Raw genomic sequence first — 22,098 nt, 5'->3', positions numbered from 1 at the left:
CTCTCACGAAACCATGGTCAAGTGGTCTCATTCTGGCGAGACTCCTCGACGCCAGAGGGCGAGAGGTTAGGACTGTTCGTGCAGCCCAAGGACTTACTTACCTTGGATGCGGCTGAGAGCAACACTCTGAGTCGAGTATTGCTCTGCTTGGTTACGTCGTCGAGGCCGTTGTCCCAATACCCCTCAAAGTAGCCTTGTACGGCACCGTCGTGGCCACTCGGAAGTGTGCATGCGAAGCGTGCTGTTGAACGCCGGAGGTCGTCCACAGCGCGCGTCATCTCCGCATCGCCTACGGTGAAATTGAGGGTTTCAGACTTCTCCTCTTTGGTGAAGTACGGGTGCCGGGTCCAGCCGAAGTAGAAGTCGATTTCCCTTTGGCCACCGCACGGCGTTCGCACATCTTCCTTGCACAGCAGGAAGGAACAGACGGAGGAGGCTCTGGTGTAGTTCGGCTTGCTGCTGCCTGGGGCTTCCTTACGCATTTGCTCTGCGACCCGCTCGACTCTCGTCCCCTCGGATCGCGTACGCGGATAGAACTCCTTCCGACCGACGAGCAACTGCTGAAGGTCTCGCATTGTGCTGCTGCCGAACATGCCGCCACAGATCTCGTCCGCCGCGACTGGCTTGATGGGGGCGGGTTTGGGCTCATTCGGTGAAGCAGTGCAGGCGGTGATGAGGGCGGCAAGCGCCAGAGCTGCAACCGTGGCTTGATGACGGTGAGGCTTCGGGGTCATCGGGAGTTGTCCGTATCTGTTATGCGACTACCCCGGGCGTATGCGGCGTCGAGTGCCGTGTTCCGGGTGTCCCGCGATGCACCCACCACGCCTTGGCTGTCCATGTAGTTGTCGATTCCTGTTCTGGCCAGTTTCTTGGATTCGTAGTCGAATTCATCGATGCTGTTGATGGCTTTGCCGGTGCTGTCCCGCTCGTTTTCCTTGAGGGAGTCGGCGATCTCGTTGCCCAGGCCGGTTTCCACAGCTGAGCCAGCGGCCTCGGCGATGGGAAGGATGATGGGCGCTGCTTGCGGGGCCAGGATGGTGGCAGCTGCTTCGACCCCGGTTGTGGCACCGCCCACGGTGACGGAGACTCCCGCTTGCTTCCAGGCTGCGGACTTCGCGAGTTCGTGGTTGTAGTCCTCGTCGCTCTCACGGTAGTCGCGGCCGATCTGTTCGGCGCGCGCCTCATCGAGGGCACCGTGCATCGTCATCCCCCACTCGGCGGCCCGATACGCCTCAGCGGTGCCTTCGTGGGCCTGGATACGGCTGGTGGTGAACGCTTGCTGGGCCTGAGACATGATGCCGTGCGAGGTCTCGTCGTTGCCGAGTTCGCGGACGAACTGCTGGGCAGCGACCGGTTCGATTCGGTTCTCGTCCTTGACGCCGAACAGCTCCTCCATACCTCGCTGGCTTTGGTCGGAGGCATCCAGTCCCGAAATGCCGTAGTTGAGGTCGTCGATGTAGGCGGCGCCGATGCGCCCCATGCTGTCGGAGATGCCCGTCTGCTTGTCCATCAGCTCCACCTCGGGATCCCCGTAGCGTTCCATGACCCGCTGCATGACGGCGCGTTCCTCCTCACCCCGGTGGAGTTCGGGTTTGGCGGCGCCGTAGTCGCTCCCCGTGGTGGCGGATTCCAGGGCATGGCCGAGAGCGTTGTAGCCACGGGAAGTGCCGTTCTCGTACTGCGGGTGAGCGTCCTCGGGCCAGTCGCGGGCACCCTTGACTCCATCACCGCCCACCACGTAGTCGAAGTTGCCCTTGTCGGAGAAGAATTCGGTGGACGCCTGGTGGTTGTGGCCGAGGGCGTTCATGTAGCCGGTCATGGGGTCGGTGCCCCAGTCGTTGGTGAGGTCGATGTCACCGCCGTCAAGGCCGCTGCCGGGGATGGTCTTACCGAGGTACTCGTTACTCAGGGAGTCACCGTTCTTGGTGGCGTCCTTCTCATAGTCGATCAGGGCGTTCCCGTAGTCCTTCAGAAATGCGCTGTCGTAGCGGCCCGAGTTCATCAGGTCCGACATCACCTGGAATCCCCTGGGCTTGTTGAGGTCGTGATCGAGAGGGTAGGGGCCTGCGGCGATCACGTCCTCCTTCCACTCCCGCATCGCCCTGCTGTCGGACTCGGTGGCGGTGGCGAGGGTCCCACCGAGCTGGCTGCGGGTCTGCTCCAGGAGCTCCTTGCGGGCGCCCTCGGGGGCCGGATCGCCGTGGAGATCCATGCCCTCCCAGAACTCCAGCGTCCCCCGGCCGCCCATTCCTGTGGTGAACTTCTCGGCGAACTCCTTGTCGTTCTTGTTGGCCCGCAACAGCTCGTTGAACTTCCGGAGTTCACTGTCCGACATGTCCGAGCCCTTTTGCGCCAGTTCCAAGGCGCGGGTGGCGTCGGCGTCGTCGAGGGAGGTGACGACCTTGGAGTTGAAGTCGGTCTTGTCTCCGCCGAGGTCGCGGCGCAGGGCCCAGCAGGCGGTGTCGTCGGCGGCGGCGGCGCGCTGGAGGACTCGTTCGATACGGCGGGCGAAGGCGTCGCACGCGTCCTGCTGTTCGCGGATGGCGGCCTGGCGGTCGGGGTCGTCGCGGGCGCCGACGTGGGAGAGTTCATAGCGCGGGGTGACGACGCCGGTGGTGCTGACAAGGAGGTCCTGCTCCTTGGCCTCGACCTCAGCGAGGTGGTGGAGGTCGTACTTCGCCTTCTTCAATTCGGCGTGCAACGTCGTGAGGACACCGGCGATACCCTTCGCCTCCTTGTGGGCGTCCTCGAACTCCTGCTGGGCGGCGCGTACGTCGTTGTCGGCTTTGGCCGCCGTCAGGACCGGCTGGGTCCAGCCTGCCTGCCGGAAGGGGCTGGCGACCTGATCGCCGTACGCGGTGTGCAGCCCCTTGAACTTGGTGACGGTCTCCTCCCAGCGCTCAGCGGCCGCTTTGAGGTTGCTGAGCTTGAGGTGGTACAGCTGCTCGTACGTCGGCATGAGCTCGGCGATTCCCCGTGAAGTCGTGAGTCTTGTCTGGTTGGCGCGGTGGCGGTGGCGGTGGGATGGAAGGCCTGGTTCAGCCGAAGTCACTCGCCAGAGAGTTCATGGTTTGCGCGTTCGCGGCTTCCGTGCGCTGATACAGCACTCCCGAAACTCCGCACTGGCCGGCGAGGCTGTCACACTTGCCCGCGAGTGCGGAGACCTGAGATGACCAGGTCTCCGCCAGGCCAGTAAGCGCCCCGCCCAGCCCACCGTCCCAGTTGCCACTGCCGAAGTCCCCGGCTGCCGTACGCGTCTCGTCCACCGGATGCGCACCGGCAGTTCGCGTCTGCCCCTCGATCTCGCGCGCACCCGTGCCCGCACGATTGAGGGCTGCCGGATCCTCGATTTCCGTCCCGGTTGACACGTCCTACCCCCATGTGTCGTTGCGCTCCGTACGTAAGAGGAAGGCAGCCACCGTACCTGACGCGAACACGACGACAGTAAGTGGGGCCGTTGCATTCCGTACGACCCCTCAGCGTCCCCGCCTGAGCCCCAGCACCTCCACCGCCGCGAACGTCTCGTTCCTCGGCCGCCCGGCGTAGTACGGGCTGAGCAGAGCGTCCAGCTCCTCGTACGTGAAAGCGTCCCGCTCGGTGTCGAACTGGGCTGCCACCCGGGGCCGTTCGATAACCGCGACCATCCCCCCGTGCACGACGAGGAGCTGCCCGTTCACGTGCCCGGCCGCGGGCGACGCCAAGTACCCGACGAGCGGCGCGACATGCTCGGGGGCCAACGGGTCCAGGCCACCGCCGTCACCATCGGCGTCCCCGGGCTGCTCCACTCCCGCGAACACGTCCGCCGTCATCCTCGTCCGCGCCCGCGGGCAGATCGCGTTCGCCGTCACGCCGTACTTGGCGAGGGCGGCCGCCGTCGACGTGGTCAGGCCGACGATTCCGCCTTTCGCCGCCGCGTAGTTGGGCTGTCCTGCCGAGCCCGCCAGGAACGCCTCCGACGAGGTGTTCACGATCCGTCCGTACACCGGCCGCCCGCCCTCCGCCTTGCTGCGCGCCCGCCAGTGCGCTGCCGCGAAGTGCGTCGTGTTGAAGTGGCCCTTCAAATGGACTCGGATGACGGCGTCCCACTCGTCCTCCGACATCGAGAAGACCATCCGGTCGCGCAGGATGCCCGCGTTGTTGACGAGGATGTCCAGCTTCCCGAATTCCGTGATCGCCAACTCGACCAGTTCCCCGGCCTGTTCGTGGTTCCCCACGTCTCCCGTGTCGGTTACGGCCGTGCCGCCCGCCGCCCGGATCTCGGCGGCGACGTCCTCGGCCGGCCCGGTGGACGCCTCGCCCGAGCCGTCGCGGCCCGGCTGACCGTAGTCGTTGACGACGACCGCGGCGCCGAGCCGGGCGAGTTCCAGCGCCTCGGCCCGGCCCAGTCCGCGGCCCGCGCCCGTGACGATCGCGGACCGACCCTCAAGTGGCAGTGACATCAACGCCCCTCCGCCGCATGGAAGCTCATCAATGAATCCTCAAGTCCCCGGGCTCTCAAGTCCCCCGGGCTCTCAAGTCCCCCGGGCTCTCAAGTCCTCGGGTTCTCGGGTTCTCAGATCTCTACGCACGTCCGCAGCGCCGTGCCCGTCCGCATCTGGTGCAGCGCCTCGTTGACGTCGGCCAGCGGCACCCGGTGGGTGATCAGGCCTGAGAGGTCGATGCGCCCGGCGCGCCACAGCGCGATCGTCCGCTCGTACGACCGCACCACGTCCCCGCCGCCGTACATCGACGGCAGGATGCGCTTCTCGTCGAAGAACAGCTCGAACATGTTGAACTGGAGGAAGTCGTCCATGGCGCCCGCGCCCACGACGACCAGCGTGCCGCCGCGCCGCGTCATGTCGTACGCCGTCCGTGCGGTCGCGGACCTGCCGACCACCTCGAAGACGTAGTCGAAGCCCTCGCCGGCGGTCACCGACTGTTTGGTGTCGGCCAGTTCCTCCGGCGCCACCGCCTTCGTCGCGCCGAACTTCAGCGCGGACTCCCGTCGGGAGGCGACGGGATCGACGGCGATGATCTCGGCGGCACCCTTGAGCCGTGCGCCCTGGATCGCGGATATGCCCACTCCCCCGCAGCCGATGACGGCGACCGACGAACCCGGCTCCACGTCCGCCGTGTTGAGCGCGGCGCCGAGCCCGGTGGTGACGCCGCAGCCGATGAGGGCGGCGATGTCGAAGGGCACGTCGTCGGGGATCGGCACCGCGCAGCCCGCGTCGACGACGACCTCCTCGGTGAAGGTGCCGGTGCCCGCGAAGCCGAAGACGTCGCCGCCGGGCCGCCTGAAGTTGGGGGTGCCCGCGTTCATGAACCCGGTCAGGCACAGCTCGGTCTGGCCGCGCTTGCAGGCGGGGCATGCGCCGCAGGCCGGCAACCAGCAGACGATCACCCGGTCGCCCGCCTTCAAGTGGCCGACGCCTTCCCCGACTTCGAGGATCTCGCCCGCCCCTTCGTGGCCGAGCACGAACGGCGCCGGCTGCGGCAGGACCCCGGCCATGGCGGACAGGTCGGAGTGGCACAGGCCCGTGGCGCGTACCCGGATCCTCACCCTGCCGGGCCCGAAGCCCACCGCCTCGACGTCGTCGAGGACGTCGAGCTTGTCCTGGCCGATCTCGTGCAGTACGGCTGCGCGCATGGTGCGGCTCCCCTCAGGAGTACCGGAGTACTGGTCGTGCCGGAGTACTGGTCGTGCCGGAGTACTGGACGTACCGGAGTGCTGGGCTGCTCAGGAGTGTTCGACGAGGGTGTCGGCGAGTACGGGGGCGTCGTCCCGGTCAACCGCCGTCACCGACACCTGGACCCTGCCGTCCTCGCGCCACATGCGGATGCGCAGTGTCTCCCCCGGATACACGACCCCGGCGAATCGCGTGGTGTACGAGCGCACCCGGCTCACATCGCCGCCGAGCAGCGTGTCGACGACGGACTTGAGGGTCATGCCGTAGGTGCACAGCCCGTGCAGGATGGGCCGTTCGAACCCGGCGACCTTGGCGAACTCCGGATCGGCGTGCAGTGGGTTCCAGTCGCCGGAGAGACGGTAGAGCAGTGCCTGGTCCTCGTGGATCGGGCGTTCGACGACCTTGTCGGGTTCACCGGCGGGCGGTTCGAGACGGGCGGACGGTCCGCGGTCTCCTCCCCAGCCGCCCTCCCCCCGTACGAAGATCTGGGCGTCGTTGGTCCACAACGGGCCCTCGGCGCCGGTGACTTCGGTGCGCATGACGAGGACGGCCGCCTTGCCCTTGTCGTACACGGCGGCGATACGGGAGGTGGCGGTCGCGGTGCCCTCGACCGGGATGGGACGGTGGATCTCGACGGTCTGGCCGCCGTGCAGGACGCGGGCCAGGTCGACGTCGACGCCGGGCATGGACAGGCTGCTGATCACCCCGGGCGAACCGGCGCCCGCGACGGTGGCGAAGCTCGGCAGGACGTGCAGCCGGGACTCCAGGGTGTAGCGCAGTTCGTCGGGATCGGTGGCGGGGCTGTGCTTGTCGGGGTTCGCGCCCGCGCCCACGCCGAGGTGGTACAGCTGGACGTCCTTCGAGGTCCAGGAGATCTCCCCGGACCGGGGCTCGGCCGCGAGGGCCAGGGCTGCGTCGATGGGCATGGGGCTCCTGATCGGGGCGGCTGGGGTGCGGGAACGACTCGTCGACGGGAAGAGACCTCGGCACGGCCGTCCGCACCATCGGCCGCACCGAGGTCGTCACGGGGCCGCGGAACCCGCCCTCCCTGGGAAATCCCTGGAAATCCCTAGAACGCGTTCCAGTCCGGCGACCTCTGTATAGCCGAGCCGCGTACACTTGTGAAGACTTCTGACGCCACGTCAGATCCGTGTGTCCCCGCCTGTCTCCGCGTGCCGTGACAGCCGTGACATCTGTCCCACCCGAGTCCGTACAAGCGCATCTGCCGTGCCCGCCCGGTGGCTCGTAGCGTCGTAGCCATGACGGAAAGAGCTGCAACACCGCCTCGGTCTCAGGCCGTGTCGGTCGGCCGCCAGGCCCTGACGGAGATCCGCGAGGCGGTGACCGGCTTACCGGGAGGGCAGTCCGACCATCTCCTCACCGGCTTGCTCCGCTGCGAGGAATGCGGGCGTTCCATGCCGACGGGACGCAGGAGCTACAAGCCGGCAGCAGAGTTCGGGGCTGCTGGCTTTGCGGCTCGTCGCGCATGAAGGAGCCCCCGGACGAGTTGTCCGGGGGCTCATGGTTCAGACGGCTGACCGCCTCACCCGCAGGAGCCACCGCACTGGCAGGAGCCGCCGTTCTGGCAGCCGCAGCTACAGCCGGGGCCACACTGGCAGCCGCTGGCAACCGTGCCTTCGTCGTTCGTCATGATTCCTCGCTTTCAACCTCGTCCTGAGGTCAGTGAATATGGCAGGGCGGCACACAGTCCTGAGGTGCTTTCACCCCTCTTGACGAGGCCCATTTCCCGACGCAAACCGCACGAATCCGCCACAGCCGCAAGCCACTCTTGTGGGTGATTTGTTTCTCGCCATAGGCAATAAGGCTGCCGGCCTTCCAGATCCCCCGGATCAGAGGTAATGCCTCACGCCCCGAAAGCCCCGCCCCCATGCAACTTCCCCGGCTGTCCCGAGTCGACCGCCCGTGGCGGCGGCTGTTCCAAGCACGAGCGGGAGGCGTCCGTACTGCGGGTGCGTGGTCTGAGATCCCGACCATCATGTGGAACGGCATTCCGCTGTTGAACGCCGGTCAGCGACTGGACGACACGGAAGTGCTGCCTCTGACGACCAGGACTGGGATACGGAGACAGGTGATCTCTATGCGGCTCGTTTCGGGGCGACCGAGGCGGAAGCCGGATTCTCCGGGCTCACCAATGGCGGTGTTCAGGTCGCCGATCTGGGTGAGCCACACGGCAAGCCCGATATATCGCACCCGTATCGGCTTCTCCTTCGGCATCGCGCTCGACCGGTCATACGCGTCCTTCTCTCGCGATTGCTCGCCGCTGCGGTCGCGGTCGAACGAGCCCATGCCGGGGGTCGTGACGATCAGCCCTTCTTCCCGCAGGAACCGACACAGGACGCACAGCCGCCCACCGACACCACGCACCCCGTCCGGCCACGCGCCGGGCGGGGCTTTCGTCTGCCCGCAGACCTGCTTGACGCGCCCCAACAAACTGCCCGCTCTAGCCTGTTCCTCATGAGCGAGATGCCGCAGGACCACCGCCCGCTGAAGAGCGTAAGAGTCCTGCTCGCCGAGGACCAGGGCATGATGCGAGGCGCCCTCGCGCTGCTCCTGGGCATGGAGGCGGACATGGAGGTGGTGGCCCAGGTCGGCGCCGGGGACGCGATCGTGGACGCCGCGCTCACCCACCGTCCCGACGTCGCACTGCTCGACATCGAACTGCCCGGAAAGAGCGGCCTGGACGCCGCCGCTGACCTGCGCGACCAGGTGCCGGACTGCCGGGTGCTGATCCTCACCACCTTCGGCCGGCCCGGCTACCTGCGCCGGGCCATGGAGGCGGGCGCCGCCGGGTTCCTCGTGAAGGACGGACCGGTGGAGGAGCTCGCCGAGGCGGTCCGCCGCGTGCTGACCGGCGAGACGGTGATCGACCCGGTGCTCGCCGCGGCCGCCCTCAGCGCGGGCCCCAACCCGCTCACGTCCCGCGAGTGCGACGTACTCAATGCCTCCGCGGACGGGGCGGCCGTCGCCGACATCGCGGACCGGCTCCACCTCTCCGAGTCCACCGTCCGCAACTGCCTCTCCTCCGCCATCGGCAAGACGGGCACCCGCAACCGCATGGAGGCGATGCGGGAGGCCCGGCAGCAGGGGTGGTTGTAGCGGACCGGAGGCCGGAGGTCAGTCCGTCGGCGTCCGCCGCGGCAGCCAGGCCAGCATCAGCACCGCCGCCACGACGAGCACGGTTCCGCCCGTGCGGAACACCAGCGCGTACCCGTCCGTCAGCGCCTCCGGTGAGGTGCCGCCCGCCGTACGGGCCGCCGCGATCGTCGACATGACGGCGAGACCGAGTGAGCCGCCCATCGTCCGCGAGGTGTTGACGAGCCCGGACACCAGACCGGCGTCCCCGGGGGCCGCCCCGGACGTGGCGAGCGCGGCCAACGGGGTCGCCGACAGACCGCCGCCGGCCATCATCAGGACTCCGGGGATCATGATCGCGGTCACGTACGAACCGTCCGCCGTCATCGTCGACTGCCACCCGAACCCGACGGCTGCCATCAGCATCCCGAGCACCACAACATGGCGCGCCCCGAGCACCCGCATGAGCCGCGGCGCGAGCTGGGCACCGAGCACCACCGCGAGCGAAGTCGGTATCCCCGCGAGCCCGGCCTCCAGCGGGGTGTAGCCGAGCACGGTCTGCGCGTACAGCGTCATGAAGTACCAGGTGCAGAACATCACCCCACCGCACAGGAACATGGCCGTGTTCGCCGACGCCACCGACCGCAGCCGCAGCAGCTTCGGCGGCATCAGCGGTGCCCGCGTCCGTGCCTCGACGGCCAGGAAGGCGCCGATCAGCACCAGTCCGGCGAGCAGCGGCACCAGCGTCACGGCCGCCGTCCAGCCCACGGCCTCGGTCTGCACGATGCCGTAGGCGAGGCTCGCGAGACCCGCCGTCACCAGGACCGCGCCCGGCAGGTCGAGCCGACGCCGGTCCCGCGCCCGGCTCTCGACGAGCCGCCATGCCGCGCCGGTCAGCACCACGGCACCCACGGGCACGTTGATGAGGAGCACCCACCGCCACGACAGGGCGTCCACCAGTACCCCGCCGACCAGGCCGCCCGCCGCTCCGCCGCCCGCGCCGACCGCCATCCACGTGGCGATGGCCCGTGCGCGGGCGGGCCCCTCCGGCACCGCCGAGGTGACGATGGTCAGCGTCGAGGGCGCGAGCACCGCGGCCCCGAGCCCCTGGACGGTCCGCGCGACGAGCAGGTGCCAGCCGTCCTGGGCAAGGCCGCCGCCGAGCGACGCCAGTGTGAAGAGGGCGAGCCCCAGGAGAAACATTCGCTTGTGCCCGTACAGGTCACCGGCCCGCCCTCCCAGCAGCATGAAGCCGGCGAAGGCGATGGTGTACGCGTTCACCACCCACTGCAGCCCCGTCACGCCGAGCCCCAGGTCGGTCCGTATCGACGGCAGCGCCACATTGACGACGGACACGTCCAGGACGACGAGGAACTGCCCGGCGCACGCGAGCGCGACCAGGAGCCAGGTGGGCGGCGCGATACGGCCCGATGCACGGGTGCCTTCGGCGGCTCTGAGCATGAGGCTCATGCTCTCAACCACCCGGCGCCCACGGCATCGGCATTTCGCGCCGGTGCACCTCGGGCGTGAGACCTACGCCACACGGGACCGGCCCGGCATGACGGCACGTCAGATCCCCATATGCAGGTCAAGAATTCGTTAGGTACCCAAAACATCGGAATAGTTGCCCAGGCACACGGGGTTCAGCATCCACGTACCCCTTCTCACGCGGCCTGGAGGCCTCACGCAATGACGCACACGACCGCAGACCGGCCCACCCGGAGGCCGACCGGAGCGATCGTCCCGGTCCTGGCCTTCGCGGGGATCGTTGTCGCGGTGATGCAGACCCTGCTCGTACCGGTCATCAAGGACCTGCCGACGCTGCTGGACACCACCCCGAGCAACGCCACCTGGGTCCTGACCTCGACGCTGCTCTCGGGCGCCGTGGCGACGCCGATCATGGGGCGCCTGGGCGACCTCTACGGCAAGCGGCGCCTGCTGGTCCTCAGCCTCGCCGTGATGGTGGTCGGTGCGCTGATCAGCGCGTTCACCAGCACACTGCTCCCGATGATCGTCGGCCGCACCCTCCAGGGCTTCGCCATGGGCGCGATACCCCTCGGTATCGGCCTGATGCGCGACATGCTGCCCCGCGAGCGGCTCGGCTCAGCGATGGCCCTGATGAGCTCCTCGATCGGCGTCGGCGGCGGCCTCGCGCTGCCCGCCGCGGCCCTGGTCGCCCAGCACACCAACTGGCACGCCCTCTTCTACGGCGCCGCCGGCCTCGGCATCCTCTCGATCGTCCTCACCCTCCTCGCCGTACCGGAGTCCCCGATGCGCGCCGAGGGCAGCTTCGACGTCCTCGGCGCACTCGGCCTCTCCACCGGTCTCGTCCTCTTCCTCCTGCCGATCACCAAGGGCAGCGACTGGGGCTGGACCTCGGGCACCACGCTCGGCCTGTTCGCCGCGTCGGCGGTCGTGCTCGTCCTGTGGGGTGTCATGGAGCTGCGTCTGAAGGCGCCCCTCGTCGACCTGCGCACCACGGCCCGCCCCGCCGTCCTCTTCACCAACCTCGCCTCGATCATGGTCGGCGTCAGCTTCTACGTCGTCTCCCTCGTCCTCCCCCAGCTGCTCCAGCTGCCGAAGTCCACCGGCTACGGCCTCGGCCAGTCGATGGTCGCCGCGGGCCTGATCGTCGCTCCGCTGGGCCTGACGATGATGTTCACGGCCCCCGTCTACGCCCGTGTGTCGGCGAAGTACGGCCCCAAGGTCACCCTGATCCTCGGCATGCTGATCATCGCGGTCGGCTACGGCGCCGGCCTCGGCCTGATGAGCGCCGCCTGGCAGAGCCTCGTCATCGCGGTGGTCCTGGGCGCCGGCATCGGCCTCGCCTACTCCTCGCTCCCCGCCCTGATCATCGGCGCGGTCCCGGCCTCCGAGACGGGCGCGGCCAACGGCCTGAACACCCTCATGCGCTCCATCGGTACGTCGGTGTCGAGCGCCGTCATCGGCATGGTCCTCGCCAACACCGCGAACACCGTGAACGGCGTCGCGATCCCCACCATGCACGGCTTCCGGATCTCCTTCCTGATCGCCACGGCCGCGGTCGTCCTGGGCCTCGCCCTCGCCCTGTTCCTGCCGGGCAGCCGCCCCGCGACGAGGCCGCAGCTGCGTGCGAGCAGCGAGGAGGACGCGGCCCTGCGGCGGGCCACCGAGGTGCTGGGAGGCTTCCGCGGCCGTGTCCTGGACGCCGAGGGCACCCCGGTCGCCCGCGCCAAGGTGATGCTGATCGACCGGCACGGACGCCGGGCGGGCGCGACGGTCACCGCCGAGGACGGCTCGTACGCCCTCGCCGTCCCCACCGAGGGCACCTACGTGCTGGCGGCCCGCGCCACCGGCCACGGCCCGCTCGCCTCGTCCGCGACCCACACGGGCGACGACCACCCGATCGACGTGGACCTGCCCCTGCCGACCACCACCGTGAAGGCCTGAGCCGGACCCCTGGACACCTGAACTCCTGAATTGAACTAAAGGCCTCACCCGTACCGTTCCTAAAGGCTGAGCGGGAATGAGTCCTGTTGCCAGGACTCGTGCTCAGCCGGGCGCCCCGAACGGTGTTGGGCGTCCTGGTTCCCCGCGTTCGCTCCGCGTCCGGCGCGCACGGATCGTGTCCGTGGTCCGGGAATGCGGGGGCGGGGTCCCTCACGCCCCGGGGTGCCCGGTCGGGCCTGGACGGTCCGATGCCCCGCACGATCACTCCTGTCGTGTGGGGGCGGTGCCGTCCGTCGCCGGATCGGGTGTCCCAGGGCGCGCCTGCCGATCGCCACGGCGGCAGCGTCGTGGCGAGTGGTCTTGCGTGTTGTGGTGGTGAGGGGTTTCTGCCAGTGCTGGGCACCCCAGCGGCTGGTGTAGGCCGGGTCGACGGCGACGATGGTGATGCCGAGTTCGGCCGCCATCGACACGAGCCGGGCCCGCAGTCTGCTGACGGGCATGCCGGAGATCAGCTTGCGGAAGCCTTTCCGGCGGCCGTGTTTCTCGCGGGTCTTCTCCGCCTGGAAGTCGAGATCCTCGACCGCGATCGCGAGGTTGTGGCGTTTGGCCCAGTGCAGCAGGCGGATCAGGGCGTGGCGGACCTGGGCGTCGCGGTGGGCGGCGGTGCCGGACAGGTCGTAGCCGAACCGGAGTGGCTGGCCGACGGGGTTGCCGTGTGCGTCGAGGCGCCAGGCGGCGAGGTGGTCGGCGTTGGTGTCGACGCCGATCAGGCCGCTTGGGCGGGCCGCCGTGAGTGGCACGGTCCTGGCCGGGGGGATCGTCCACGACGCGGTGAGGTACCAGCGCCCGCGTGCGGTGTCTTCGTGGATGCGGTAGGCGACGGCCCGGTTCGCAGTGACGCGGTCACGCCACTGATCACCCCGGTGCGCGAACGCCACCCGCGCGGCGAGCACGTACCGGCCGTGCGGGGCGTTGGCCAGATGCGCCAAAGGGGCCGGGAGCTTGAGGGAGACCTCCCCGTCGGGGGTGACACGGATGGTCTCGTTGCCGAACCGCTTGCCGGACTCCCCGTCGGCCTGGAGGAACCGGCGCCCGGCCTGCCACCGGGTACGCCACTGCTCCTCGGTGAGCTGCGCGGCGTCGAGGTGGTGGCGGGTGTTCAGCAGGCGCTTCCCGCCCCGCACCACGTGCACAACACCAGCCTCACGGTCCGCCCGCGCGACATCGAGCCGGTCGGTGAGCACGTGCAGGCGGCGGGTCTTGGCGAACCACTCCTGCCGGTTGCGGTAGCCACCCGGCGCCCGCTGAGCGCCCTTCTCCCCGACGGGCACGGACAGCCGGTGCGCGATCGTGCGCACACCCGCTTCCAGGCCCTGGATGTGCGCGAGCTGCCCGCGTCGGGCGAGCGCCCACTGATCGTGGTTGGCCTTCGTGATCGACCCCGCCCACCGCGAGGAGGACTCCTCGGTCAGGGCCGCTTGCGCTCGGCCCACTGGCCGGTGTCATGGTCCAGCCCGGCCGCGCAGCGCGCCTTCAGATCCCGGGAGGCGAGCGTGCCCAGATGATCGCCGACCAGCCGCAGTACCTCCTCGTCCTCGGCCGTCAGGTGCTTGAGGCGGTCGCGGACCGCGACCCCCGAGGGGCCGGGCACCACGAACGGCGCCGCCAACTCCCGCAGCCCGCCCAACCCTTCACCCCCTGTCCCCGCGTCGGCCGAAGAACCCCCTTGCCGCATCCAACGACCACCACCGGCAAAGGTCACACATTCGACAGAGAAACCTCTGTTCTCACCCTTAGGCCCGCACCTGCCGCAGCCTGGACACTCACTCGTGCGCACCAGAACACGCTCGTACTCAGTCAATCGCCAGCAGTCCACAACCCCCCGGCCCGCCTCCGGCCCGGGGGTGCGGCAGCATGGGCGCTCGGACGCACGTACGACCCGAAGGAGCCCCATGCCCGCGGCACCCCCGCCGGAGACCCTGGCCGCGTTCGAGGCCGCCAAGGGATTCATGCCCACCGACGAGGGGCTCGCGCTGTACGCGGCGGCCGTCGAGGCGGGGCGGCTCGGGCTCCCCCTCCTGGAGGTGGGCACGTACTGCGGACGGTCCACGATCCTGCTCGCCGACGCGGCCCGGGCGGCCGGGGTCACCGCACTGACGGTCGACCACCACCGCGGCAGCGAGGAGCAGCAGCCCGGCTGGGACTACCACGACCCGGAAACGGTCGACCCCGAGCTCGGCCTGATGGACACACTGCCCACCTTCCGCCGCACGCTCCGCAGGGCGGGACTGGAGGAGCACGTCGTCGCCCTGGTCGGCCGTTCCCCGCAGATCGCGACGATCTGGGGCACACCCCTCGCCCTCGTCTTCATCGACGGCGGTCACACCGACGAGCACGCGAGTGCCGACTACGAGGGCTGGGCACCCCATGTGGCCGAGGGCGGTCTGCTCCTCATCCACGACGTGTTCCCGGACCCGGTGGACGAGTTCACCGGCCAGGCCCCGTACCGCGTCTACCTCAGGGCCCTGGAGTCCGGAGCGTTCACGGAGGGCTCGGCGACCGGTTCGCTGCGGGTGCTGCGGCGGACGGAGGCGGAGATGGGGACGGGGACGGGGATCTGAGGCGGACACCACCCGCACGGAGTTCACCAAGCCCACGGAGTTCACCACCGTCACGACGTTCGCGACTCGCACGGAGTTCATCACCCGCACGGCCTTCACCCGAGCGACCCCGGCGCCCTGCGGGCCTCGGGGTCGCCCCGTAAGGTGGCGGTCGTGTCGTACGTAGGCCCGGACTTCGATCCGCCCCAGCCCCGCCGTTCGCCGCTGCGCCGCCCGTTGGTGGTCGCGGCCGCCGCGCTGGTGCCGGGTGCACTGGCAGGGTGGCTGCTGTGGCAGGCCACGGGGAGCGGCGGAGACGCGGGCGGGTCCGGCAGTGCGGCTGCGGGGGCGTCGTCCACCGCGGGCTCCCCTGACAACCGATCGGCGAGGACGTCCACGCCCTCCGAATCGCACGCCGGATCGGACTCCGGATCGGACTCCGGGAAGACGGCCTCCACAGGATCGGGCGACGACGACAAGGTCCCCAGCCCCTCGCCCTCCGGCTCGTCCTCAGGTCCCGCCGCCTCCGGTCCCCTCACCGGCAAGGTCGTCGTCATCGACCCCGGTCACAACCCCGGCAACTTCCAGCACACCACCGAGATCAACCGCAAGGTGAACATCGGGACAAACTTCAAGGAATGCGACACGACGGGGACCTCCACCAACTCCGGGTACCGTGAGGCCGACTTCACGCTCGACGTGGCGCGGCGGGCGCGCAAGATCCTTGAAGAGCAGGGCGCCACGGTGAAGTTCACGCAGGACGGCAACCGGGCATGGGGGCCGTGCGTCGACGAGCGGGCGCGGATCGGGAACGAGGCGGACGCCGACGCCGTCGTGTCCGTCCACGCGGACGGCTCGGGCGCCGGGAACCGCGGGTTCCATGTGATCCTCCCGGGCGCCGTGAACGACGGCGGCGCCGACACCCGGCTGATCGTCGCCCCCTCCCGCGACCTGGGAGAGCGGGTCGCGGGCAGGTTCGTCCGCAACACGGGCAGCGCGCCCTCCAACTACGTCGGCGGCGGCACCGGCCTCGTCACGCGCAAGGACCTGGGCGGTCTCAATCTGTCGACCGTTCCCAAGGTGTTCATCGAGTGCGGCAACATGCGCGACAGCAAGGACGCCGCACTCCTCACCAGCGGCGCCTGGCGACAGAAGGCGGCGCAGGGCATCTCTGAGGGAATCGTGAGCTTCCTGCGCAAGTAACGGGGAGCAGTGTTCAGCGGGCTGATCCCGGCGGACACCGTCACTGATCGGACGATAGTGTCGTCCCTACGATGAGGGGCCACCTCTGCGCTTCACACCACGGCCGCACGGCGACTTGGTGTCAGCGACGCCTCCACCGATGACGTGACGACTGACGAAGGACCTGAAGTGAATATCCGCTCCCTCACTAGAGGCGACGGCGTGGTGATCGGAGCAGCGGTATTGCTGTTCATCGCGTCGTTCCTCGACCTCTACTCGATCGACGGGGCTCCCGACAGCGTCGACCTCCCGAGCCTCTGGGGCAGTGGGCCGGTCGTGTTCGGCGTCGTTCTGGCGGGGATCATCGGCGCGGCGCTCGTCGTCGCCTCCCGGAGTCTGCCGCAGGTGCCCAAGGTCGCTGGTCTGGACCTCGGTCAGTTCGGCGTCGCGTTCACGATCTTCGCCGCGTGGAGCGCGCTGGGTAACGTCTTCGACGTGGCCGGCGGCGCGGACAACATCGGCAACGGTTCGAGTACCGGTCCCAGCGCCGGCACCGGCCTGATCCTCGCCCTCATCGCCACCCTGGTCATGGCCGCCGGGGCGGTCGCCACCCCCCTCGTCCCGGCCCTGAAGGCCGCCCTCGTCCCCGCCCCGCGCCCGCAGGCCCGCAGCCGTACGGCGCGCAGCCGCCCGCCGGGTACGGCTACCCGGGCGCCCAGCAGCCGGGTCCGGGGCAGCCCTTCGGCGGCCAGCCCCAGCCGGGTCAGCCGCAGCCGGGCCAGCCGTACGGTGCGCAGCCGCAGCAGGCGCAGGCCCCGCAGCCTCCGGTGAGCGACTTCTCGCCGTTCTGGTTCGCGGTGCCGGTGCCGCGCCCGCTGTTCGCTGAGGACGGCTCGCAGTCGACGATCGCCGAGCTGGCGCCGGGCACCTGGTACCTGGCCGTCGAGCAGCGCGGTCCGAGCCTGGTCGCCCAGACACAGGACGGTCGCCGTGGTGTGCTCCAGGACACGAGTGGTATCCAGCGCGGCTGACGCGTCGGCCCGCACCCGCACGGCCCTTCGCCCCTTCCGGGCGAGGGGCCGTTGTCGTACAGTCGCCTCCCGCACACCCGAAGCTGACGAACCGTCAGGAGGCAGGCAGGCATGCGGCTCGGTCTCGCACTCGGCTACTGGGGCCGCGGCCCCTCACCGGACCACGTCCCGCTCGCGCAGGAGGCCGAGCGGCTCGGCTACGACTCCGTGTGGACGGCGGAGTCCTGGGGCTCGGACGTCTTCACCCCGCTGACCTGGATCGCGGCCCGGACCTCAAGGATCAGGCTGGGCACGGCGGTCGCCCAGATGGCGGCCCGCTCGCCCACGACCACCGCGATGCACGCCCTCACCCTCGACCATCTCTCCGGCGGCCGGATGCTCCTGGGCCTCGGGCTCTCCGGCCCCCAGGTCGTCGAGGGCTGGTACGGGCGCCCGTTCCCGTCGTCGCCGCTCACCGCGACCAGGGAGTACGTCGACGTCGTACGCCAGGTGCTGCGACGCGAGGCCCCCGTCGAACTGGACGGGCGCTTCCACTCCCACCCGTACCGCGGCGAGGACGGCACCGGCCTCGGCAAACCCCTGAAGCCGATCACGCATCCCCGCCGCTCCGACCTCCCGATTCTGCTGGGCGCGGAGGGTCCGAAGAACATCGCGCAGACGGCGCGCATCGCGGACGGCTGGCTGCCGCTGTACTGGTCGCCGACGCGTACGGAGGTGTACGAGGCCTCGCTCGCCGACGCGCCCGAGGCCCGCGAGGGATCGAGCAAATCTGACTTCCTCGTCGCGCCCATGGCCCGTGCCCAGGTCTGCGACGACGTGGCCGAGGGGCTGCTGCCGGTGAAGACGATGCTCGGCTTCTACATCGGCGGCATGGGCCACGCCAAGCGGAACTTCCACGCCGACCTCATGGCACGCATGGGCTACGAGGAGGAGGCGCGGCGGATCCAGCAGTTGTTCCTGGAGGGCCGCCGCGAGGAGGCCGTCCTCGCCGTCCCGGACGCCTTCGCGGACGAGATCTCCCTGGTCGGCCCGAGGGAACGGATCGCCGAGCGCCTGGAGTCGTGGCGCAAGGGCCCGGTGACGGACCTGCTGCTCCTGTCCCCGGACCGGCATACGCTGCGGGTGCTCGCGGAGCTGAACTCCTGAACTCCTGAAGCCCTGAAGTCCTGAACTCCTATGGCAGAGCACGCCCGTTCTGGTTTCGTCCGGGCTTCAAGGGCTACCCGGAGGGCATGTCCCCTCATTATCGCGCCACCCAGGCCGGGAGGATCATCGCGGTCATCGCGGACGTCATGGCCTTCATCCTCGGCCTCTGGATCCTGATGTACCTGTTGGACGCCAACCGCGCGAACGACTTCGTGCGGTTCATCCACGACACGGCCCGCTGGCTGGCGGGCTGGTCCCACGACCTGTTCACCTTCGACGAGGCCTGGGCACGTGTGGTCGCGGGCTACGGGCTCGCAGCCGTGGTCTACCTGCTGGTGGGCCACACCATCGCCAACCGGATCTACCGGCACTGAGAGCTGTGCTCAAGGGGCGGGGACCAGCCGCAAACAGGCCCAGGCCCGCACCCGGCAAAGGACAACAACCCCAACGGCGCCTGGCAACACTCCGCGCCTAGCAACACTCCGCGTCGAGCCCCCGAGGCAACCGCTCGCCCCCGAAGACCGCGCACGTCGGCTCATCACCCCCCAGCGCAGCCACCGCAAGAAGCAGCGACCCCGCGGTCCACGTGGTGAGTTCCTCGGGCCAGATCGCGCGGGCATCGAAGACGTAGCCAGTCCAGTACAGGCCGGTCCTCGCGTCGCGCAGGTGCTGGATCGACTGGAGGATCTCCAGGGCGCGGTCGGACTCGCCCATCGCCCACAGGGCCAGGGCGAGTTCGGCGGACTCACCGCCCGTCACCCACGGGTTGGGGACCACGCAGCGGACCCCGAGGCCGGGGACCACGAAACGGTCCCAGCCCTCCTCTATGCGGGACTTGGCCTCCGGGCCGGTGAGGGCGCCGCCCAGCACCGGGTAGTACCAGTCCATCGAGTAGCGGTCCTTGTCCAGGAACCGCTCGGGGTGGCGCCGTATCGCGTGCCGCAGCGCGCCCGCCGCCAACTCCCAGTCCGGCTGCGGCTCTTCCCGCTGCTCGGCGATGGCCAGCGCGCAGCGCAGCGCGTGGTGGACGGAGGACGAGCCCGTGAGGAGCGCGTCGGCGGTCTGCGTGCCGTCGTCGTCCTGCCGCCAGCCGATCTGGCCGCCGGCCTGCTGGAGGCCCAGCACGAACTCCACCGCCGCGTGCACGGTCGGCCACATGCGGTCCAGGAACATGTCGTCGCCCGTGGACAGGTAGTGGTGCCAGACGCCCACGGCCACGTACGCGACGAAGTTCGTCTCCCGGCTGCGGTCCGTGACGTCGTCCGGGTCGCCGTCGGCGTACGCCGCGTACCAGGAGCCGTCCTCGTTCTGGTGCCGGCGCAGCCAGTCGTACGCCCGCTCGGCGGCGTCGTGTTCGCCCGCCGCGTCGAGGGCCATGGCGGCCTCGGTGTGGTCCCACGGGTCGAGGTGGTGCCCGCGGAACCACGGGATGGCGCCGTCCTCCCGTTGCACGGCGAGGATGCCGCGGACGGTCGCGGCGGCCTCCTGCGCGGTGAGGACCCCGGGCAGGACGAGGTGTTCTGTCCGGGGGGTGGTCACTCGGCGGCCGCCTCGGTCTTCTGGGAGCGGCGGTTCTCGGAGCGGCGGTTCTCGGAGAGGCGGGGCAGGTGGGGCTTGGTCGCGTACGCCACGAAGCTCTTGCCGATCAGCGGGTTCAGCGCCTGTTCGGCGACCCGGGTGGCCAGCGGCTTCTTCATGATGTCCCAGACGAGCAGCTTGTGGTACGCCCGCACCGGCAGCGCCTTGTCGTTGTCGACGCCGAACGCGCACTTCAGCCACCAGTACGGCGAGTGCAGGGCGTGGGCGTGATGGGTGCCGTACGGGCGGAGGCCGGCCTCGCGCATCTTCGCCAGCAGCTCGTCCGCCCTGTAGATGCGGATGTGGCCGCCCTCGACCTCGTGGTACGCGTCGGAGAGCGACCAGCAGACCTTCTCGGGGCCGTAGCGCGGCACGGTGACGGCTATGCGGCCGCCCGGCTTCAGTACGCGCACCATCTCCGCGAGTACGCCCTTGTCGTCGGGTATGTGCTCCATGACCTCGGAGATGATCACGACGTCGAAGGAGGCGTCCGGGAAGGGCAGGGCGAGCGCGTCGCCCTCCATCGCGGTGGCCGTCGCCCCGGCCGGGGCCTCGCCCGCCTCCTTCATCGCCGCGAACCACTTCGCGACCTCGCGGATCTCCTCGCCGTTCCGGTCGAGCGCCACCACCCGGGCGCCCCGCCGGTAGCACTCGAAGGCGTGCCGTCCCGCTCCGCAGCCGAGGTCCAGGACACGGTCCCCCGGGGCTAGCGGGAACCGGGAGAAGTCGACGGTCAGCACGTGGCCCTGCTTTCGGGATCGGGTTCGACTACTTCGACTGCTGCTGCCGTTGCCGCCGTTGTGGCTGTTGCTGGAGCTTTCTGGCTCCCGGCACGCGCTATCGCCTCGCGGTAGTGGGCCACCGTGCCCTCCGCCGCCCTGGCCCAGGTGAAGCGGGACAGCACGCGCTCCCGGCCGGCCGCGCCGAGTCGTACGCGCAACTCCGGGTCGCCCAGCAGCCGGCTCAGCGCGGAGGCCAGCGCGCCCGCGTCGCCGGGGGGCACCGCGAGGCATGTCTCCCCGTCGGGGCCGGCGACCTCCGGGATCGCCCCGCCGGTGGTGGCGACCAGCGGCGTTCCCGTGGCCATCGCCTCGGCGGCCGGCAGCGAGAACCCCTCGTACAGCGACGGCACGCACGCCACCTCCGCCGACCGCACCAGGTCGACCAGTTCCGCGTCGGATATGCCCTTCACGAACTCGACGGCGCCTTCGAGGCCGTACCGTTCGATGGCCTGTGCGACGGGCCCGTCCTCGGCGCGCTTGCCGACGACGACGAGGTGCGCTCGGGGGTGCTCGGTGCGCACCTTGGCGAGCGCCTCGATGAGGTGGACCAGGCCCTTGAGGGGGACGTCGGCGCTGGAGGTGGTGACGATCCGGCCGGGTATCTGCGGTACGGACGGGTCGGGCGAGAAGAGGTCCGTGTCGGCGCCTATGTGCACGACGTGGACACGGGATCCGGGGACACCCAGGTGGTCGACGATCTCCTGACGGGACGTGCCCGAGACGGTGAGCACGGACGGCAGGCGGCGCGCGACCCGCTTCTGCATGCGCGTGAACCCGTACCAGCGCCGTACCGATGTCTTCCGCCGCCAGCCCTCGGCCGCGTCCAGCTCCAGCTGCCGGTCCACGGTGATGGGGTGGTGGACGGTGGTGACGAGCGGGGCGCCGACATCGCCCAGCAGCCCGTACCCGAGCGTCTGGTTGTCGTGCACGACGTCGAACTCGCCGCGCCGGGCGCGCAGATGGCGGCGGGCGCGCAGGCTGAAGGTCAGCGGCTCGGGGAAGCCGCCGGTCCACATCGTGGCGACCTCCAGGGCGTCGATCCAGTCGCGGTACTCGTCCCGGCCGGGCGTGCGAAAGGGGTCGGGCTGGCGGTACAGGTCGAGGCTGGGCAGCTCGGTGAGGGAGAGCCGGCCGCCGTGGCCGTCGGTGGGGACGTCGTCGAGTACGTCGAGTACGGGGTACGGCTGGGCGCCGATGACCTCGACGCGGTGGCCGAGCCGGGCGAGCTCGCGCGAGAGGTGCCGTACGTAGACGCCCTGGCCCCCGCAGAACGGGTTCCCTTTATAGGTGAGGAGCGCGATGTCGAGCGGTCGCATGCCGTCGGCAGCGGGGCCCTCCTGGGGACCCGCCTCCCTGGCCTCAGCGGTCACTCCGGGCCCCCTTCTCCCCGCACTTTCCCGCGAGGGTACGCCGGGACGGTAATCTAGAACAAGTTACAGAGTTGATCGTTCAAGAGGCTTCGAATCTACCGGCAGGTAGCCCCGCCGTGGGCGGTGGATCAGGTGATTCACACCACGACGGGCCGGCGTGAATCACGTAATCCACCGATTCGCGCGACGCCCTGATGCCCTGCCATGCTGATCCGTCG

At 69.8% G+C, this 22,098-nt stretch carries 17 protein-coding genes and 2 pseudogenes; 7 read left to right on the top strand and 12 right to left on the bottom strand.

Features of this window, described 5'->3' with window-relative positions; all coding sequences use genetic code 11:
* Nucleotides 1-17: 17 nt before the first annotated feature.
* The 7 genes from E0500_RS31205 to E0500_RS31175 all read right to left on the bottom strand — a co-directional run bounded on the left by E0500_RS31205 (nt 18) and on the right by E0500_RS31175 (nt 8,117).
* Nucleotides 18-734 (bottom strand): hypothetical protein, encoded by a 717-nt coding sequence (locus E0500_RS31205; RefSeq protein ID WP_131570103.1) that lies wholly within the window; start codon nt 732-734, stop codon nt 18-20.
* Nucleotides 731-2,959, bottom strand: a complete 2,229-nt coding sequence (locus E0500_RS31200) for a hypothetical protein (protein ID WP_131570105.1) — start codon at nt 2,957-2,959, stop codon at nt 731-733. The genes E0500_RS31205 and E0500_RS31200 overlap by 4 nt, the downstream gene beginning before the upstream one ends.
* A 79-nt stretch (nt 2,960-3,038) precedes the next feature.
* The gene (locus E0500_RS31195) at nt 3,039-3,368 is read right to left on the bottom strand and encodes a hypothetical protein (protein WP_131570107.1); all 330 of its coding nucleotides are present in this window, start codon (nt 3,366-3,368) and stop codon (nt 3,039-3,041) included.
* Between the two features lie 108 nt (nt 3,369-3,476).
* Entirely contained in the window at nt 3,477-4,439 is a 963-nt protein-coding gene (locus tag E0500_RS31190; RefSeq protein WP_131570109.1) for a 3-oxoacyl-ACP reductase, read from the bottom strand.
* Nucleotides 4,440-4,552: 113 nt separating this feature from the next.
* On the bottom strand, nt 4,553-5,629 hold the full coding sequence (locus tag E0500_RS31185) for a Zn-dependent alcohol dehydrogenase (RefSeq protein ID WP_131570111.1): 1,077 nt from the start codon (nt 5,627-5,629) through the stop codon (nt 4,553-4,555).
* A gap of 90 nt (nt 5,630-5,719) precedes the next feature.
* The gene (locus tag E0500_RS31180; protein WP_131570113.1) at nt 5,720-6,595 is read right to left on the bottom strand and encodes a MaoC/PaaZ C-terminal domain-containing protein; all 876 of its coding nucleotides are present in this window, start codon (nt 6,593-6,595) and stop codon (nt 5,720-5,722) included.
* A 1,102-nt stretch (nt 6,596-7,697) separates the two neighbouring features.
* Entirely contained in the window at nt 7,698-8,117 is a 420-nt protein-coding gene (locus E0500_RS31175; RefSeq protein WP_131570115.1) for a hypothetical protein, read from the bottom strand.
* Nucleotides 8,118-8,144: 27 nt separating this feature from the next.
* Between E0500_RS31175 and E0500_RS31170 the strand changes: the two genes are divergently transcribed.
* Nucleotides 8,145-8,786 carry a response regulator transcription factor gene (locus E0500_RS31170; protein WP_181587293.1) on the top strand — a complete coding sequence of 214 codons (642 nt, stop codon included), beginning with the start codon at nt 8,145-8,147 and terminating at the stop codon, nt 8,784-8,786.
* An 18-nt stretch (nt 8,787-8,804) separates the two neighbouring features.
* Here E0500_RS31170 and E0500_RS31165 read toward each other — a convergent pair whose 3' ends face one another.
* Nucleotides 8,805-10,232: an MFS transporter gene (locus E0500_RS31165; protein ID WP_131570117.1), complete on the bottom strand. Its 1,428-nt coding sequence runs from the start codon at nt 10,230-10,232 to the stop codon at nt 8,805-8,807.
* A 219-nt stretch (nt 10,233-10,451) separates the two neighbouring features.
* Here E0500_RS31165 and E0500_RS31160 point away from each other — a divergent pair, with 219 nt between their 5' ends.
* Nucleotides 10,452-12,191 (top strand): MFS transporter, encoded by a 1,740-nt coding sequence (locus tag E0500_RS31160; protein WP_131570119.1) that lies wholly within the window; start codon nt 10,452-10,454, stop codon nt 12,189-12,191.
* A gap of 59 nt (nt 12,192-12,250) precedes the next feature.
* Here the strand turns inward: E0500_RS31160 and E0500_RS31155 are convergent.
* A pseudogene (locus E0500_RS31155) lies at nt 12,251-13,878 on the bottom strand (IS200/IS605 family accessory protein TnpB-related protein).
* Between the two features lie 265 nt (nt 13,879-14,143).
* Here E0500_RS31155 and E0500_RS31150 point away from each other — a divergent pair.
* From E0500_RS31150 to E0500_RS31130, 5 genes and pseudogenes are all read left to right on the top strand, one after another.
* Nucleotides 14,144-14,812 (top strand): class I SAM-dependent methyltransferase, encoded by a 669-nt coding sequence (locus E0500_RS31150; RefSeq protein ID WP_131563603.1) that lies wholly within the window; start codon nt 14,144-14,146, stop codon nt 14,810-14,812.
* Nucleotides 14,813-14,965: 153 nt separating this feature from the next.
* On the top strand, nt 14,966-15,994 hold the full coding sequence (locus E0500_RS31145) for an N-acetylmuramoyl-L-alanine amidase (RefSeq protein ID WP_131563602.1): 1,029 nt from the start codon (nt 14,966-14,968) through the stop codon (nt 15,992-15,994).
* Between the two features lie 168 nt (nt 15,995-16,162).
* Nucleotides 16,163-17,004 (top strand): annotated as a pseudogene (locus E0500_RS31140) (hypothetical protein).
* Nucleotides 17,005-17,115: 111 nt separating this feature from the next.
* Entirely contained in the window at nt 17,116-18,150 is a 1,035-nt protein-coding gene (locus tag E0500_RS31135) for an LLM class F420-dependent oxidoreductase (protein WP_131563600.1), read from the top strand.
* 86 nt (nt 18,151-18,236) lie between these two features.
* Nucleotides 18,237-18,524, top strand: coding sequence for a hypothetical protein (locus E0500_RS31130; protein ID WP_131563599.1), 288 nt, complete (start codon nt 18,237-18,239; stop codon nt 18,522-18,524).
* Between the two features lie 97 nt (nt 18,525-18,621).
* On the opposite strand, the gene E0500_RS31125 is transcribed toward E0500_RS31130, so the two are convergent.
* Genes E0500_RS31125 through E0500_RS31115 form a run of 3 tightly spaced genes read right to left on the bottom strand, consistent with a single transcriptional unit; the run spans nt 18,622 to nt 21,880 of the window.
* Nucleotides 18,622-19,689 (bottom strand): prenyltransferase/squalene oxidase repeat-containing protein, encoded by a 1,068-nt coding sequence (locus E0500_RS31125; protein WP_131563598.1) that lies wholly within the window; start codon nt 19,687-19,689, stop codon nt 18,622-18,624.
* On the bottom strand, nt 19,686-20,468 hold the full coding sequence (locus E0500_RS31120; RefSeq protein ID WP_131563597.1) for a class I SAM-dependent methyltransferase: 783 nt from the start codon (nt 20,466-20,468) through the stop codon (nt 19,686-19,688). Before E0500_RS31120 ends, E0500_RS31125 begins: the two co-directional genes overlap by 4 nt.
* Complete coding sequence (locus tag E0500_RS31115) at nt 20,462-21,880, bottom strand: glycosyltransferase family 4 protein (protein WP_131563596.1); 1,419 nt, start codon at nt 21,878-21,880, stop codon at nt 20,462-20,464. The genes E0500_RS31120 and E0500_RS31115 overlap by 7 nt, the downstream gene beginning before the upstream one ends.
* Nucleotides 21,881-22,098: the final 218 nt, after the last annotated feature.

This window comes from Streptomyces sp. KM273126, assembly GCF_004337435.2.
In the GTDB taxonomy this organism is placed as follows: domain Bacteria; phylum Actinomycetota; class Actinomycetes; order Streptomycetales; family Streptomycetaceae; genus Streptomyces; species Streptomyces acidicola.
Note: the sequence above shows the minus strand (reverse complement) of the source record. Positions and strands in the feature narration are given on the sequence as shown.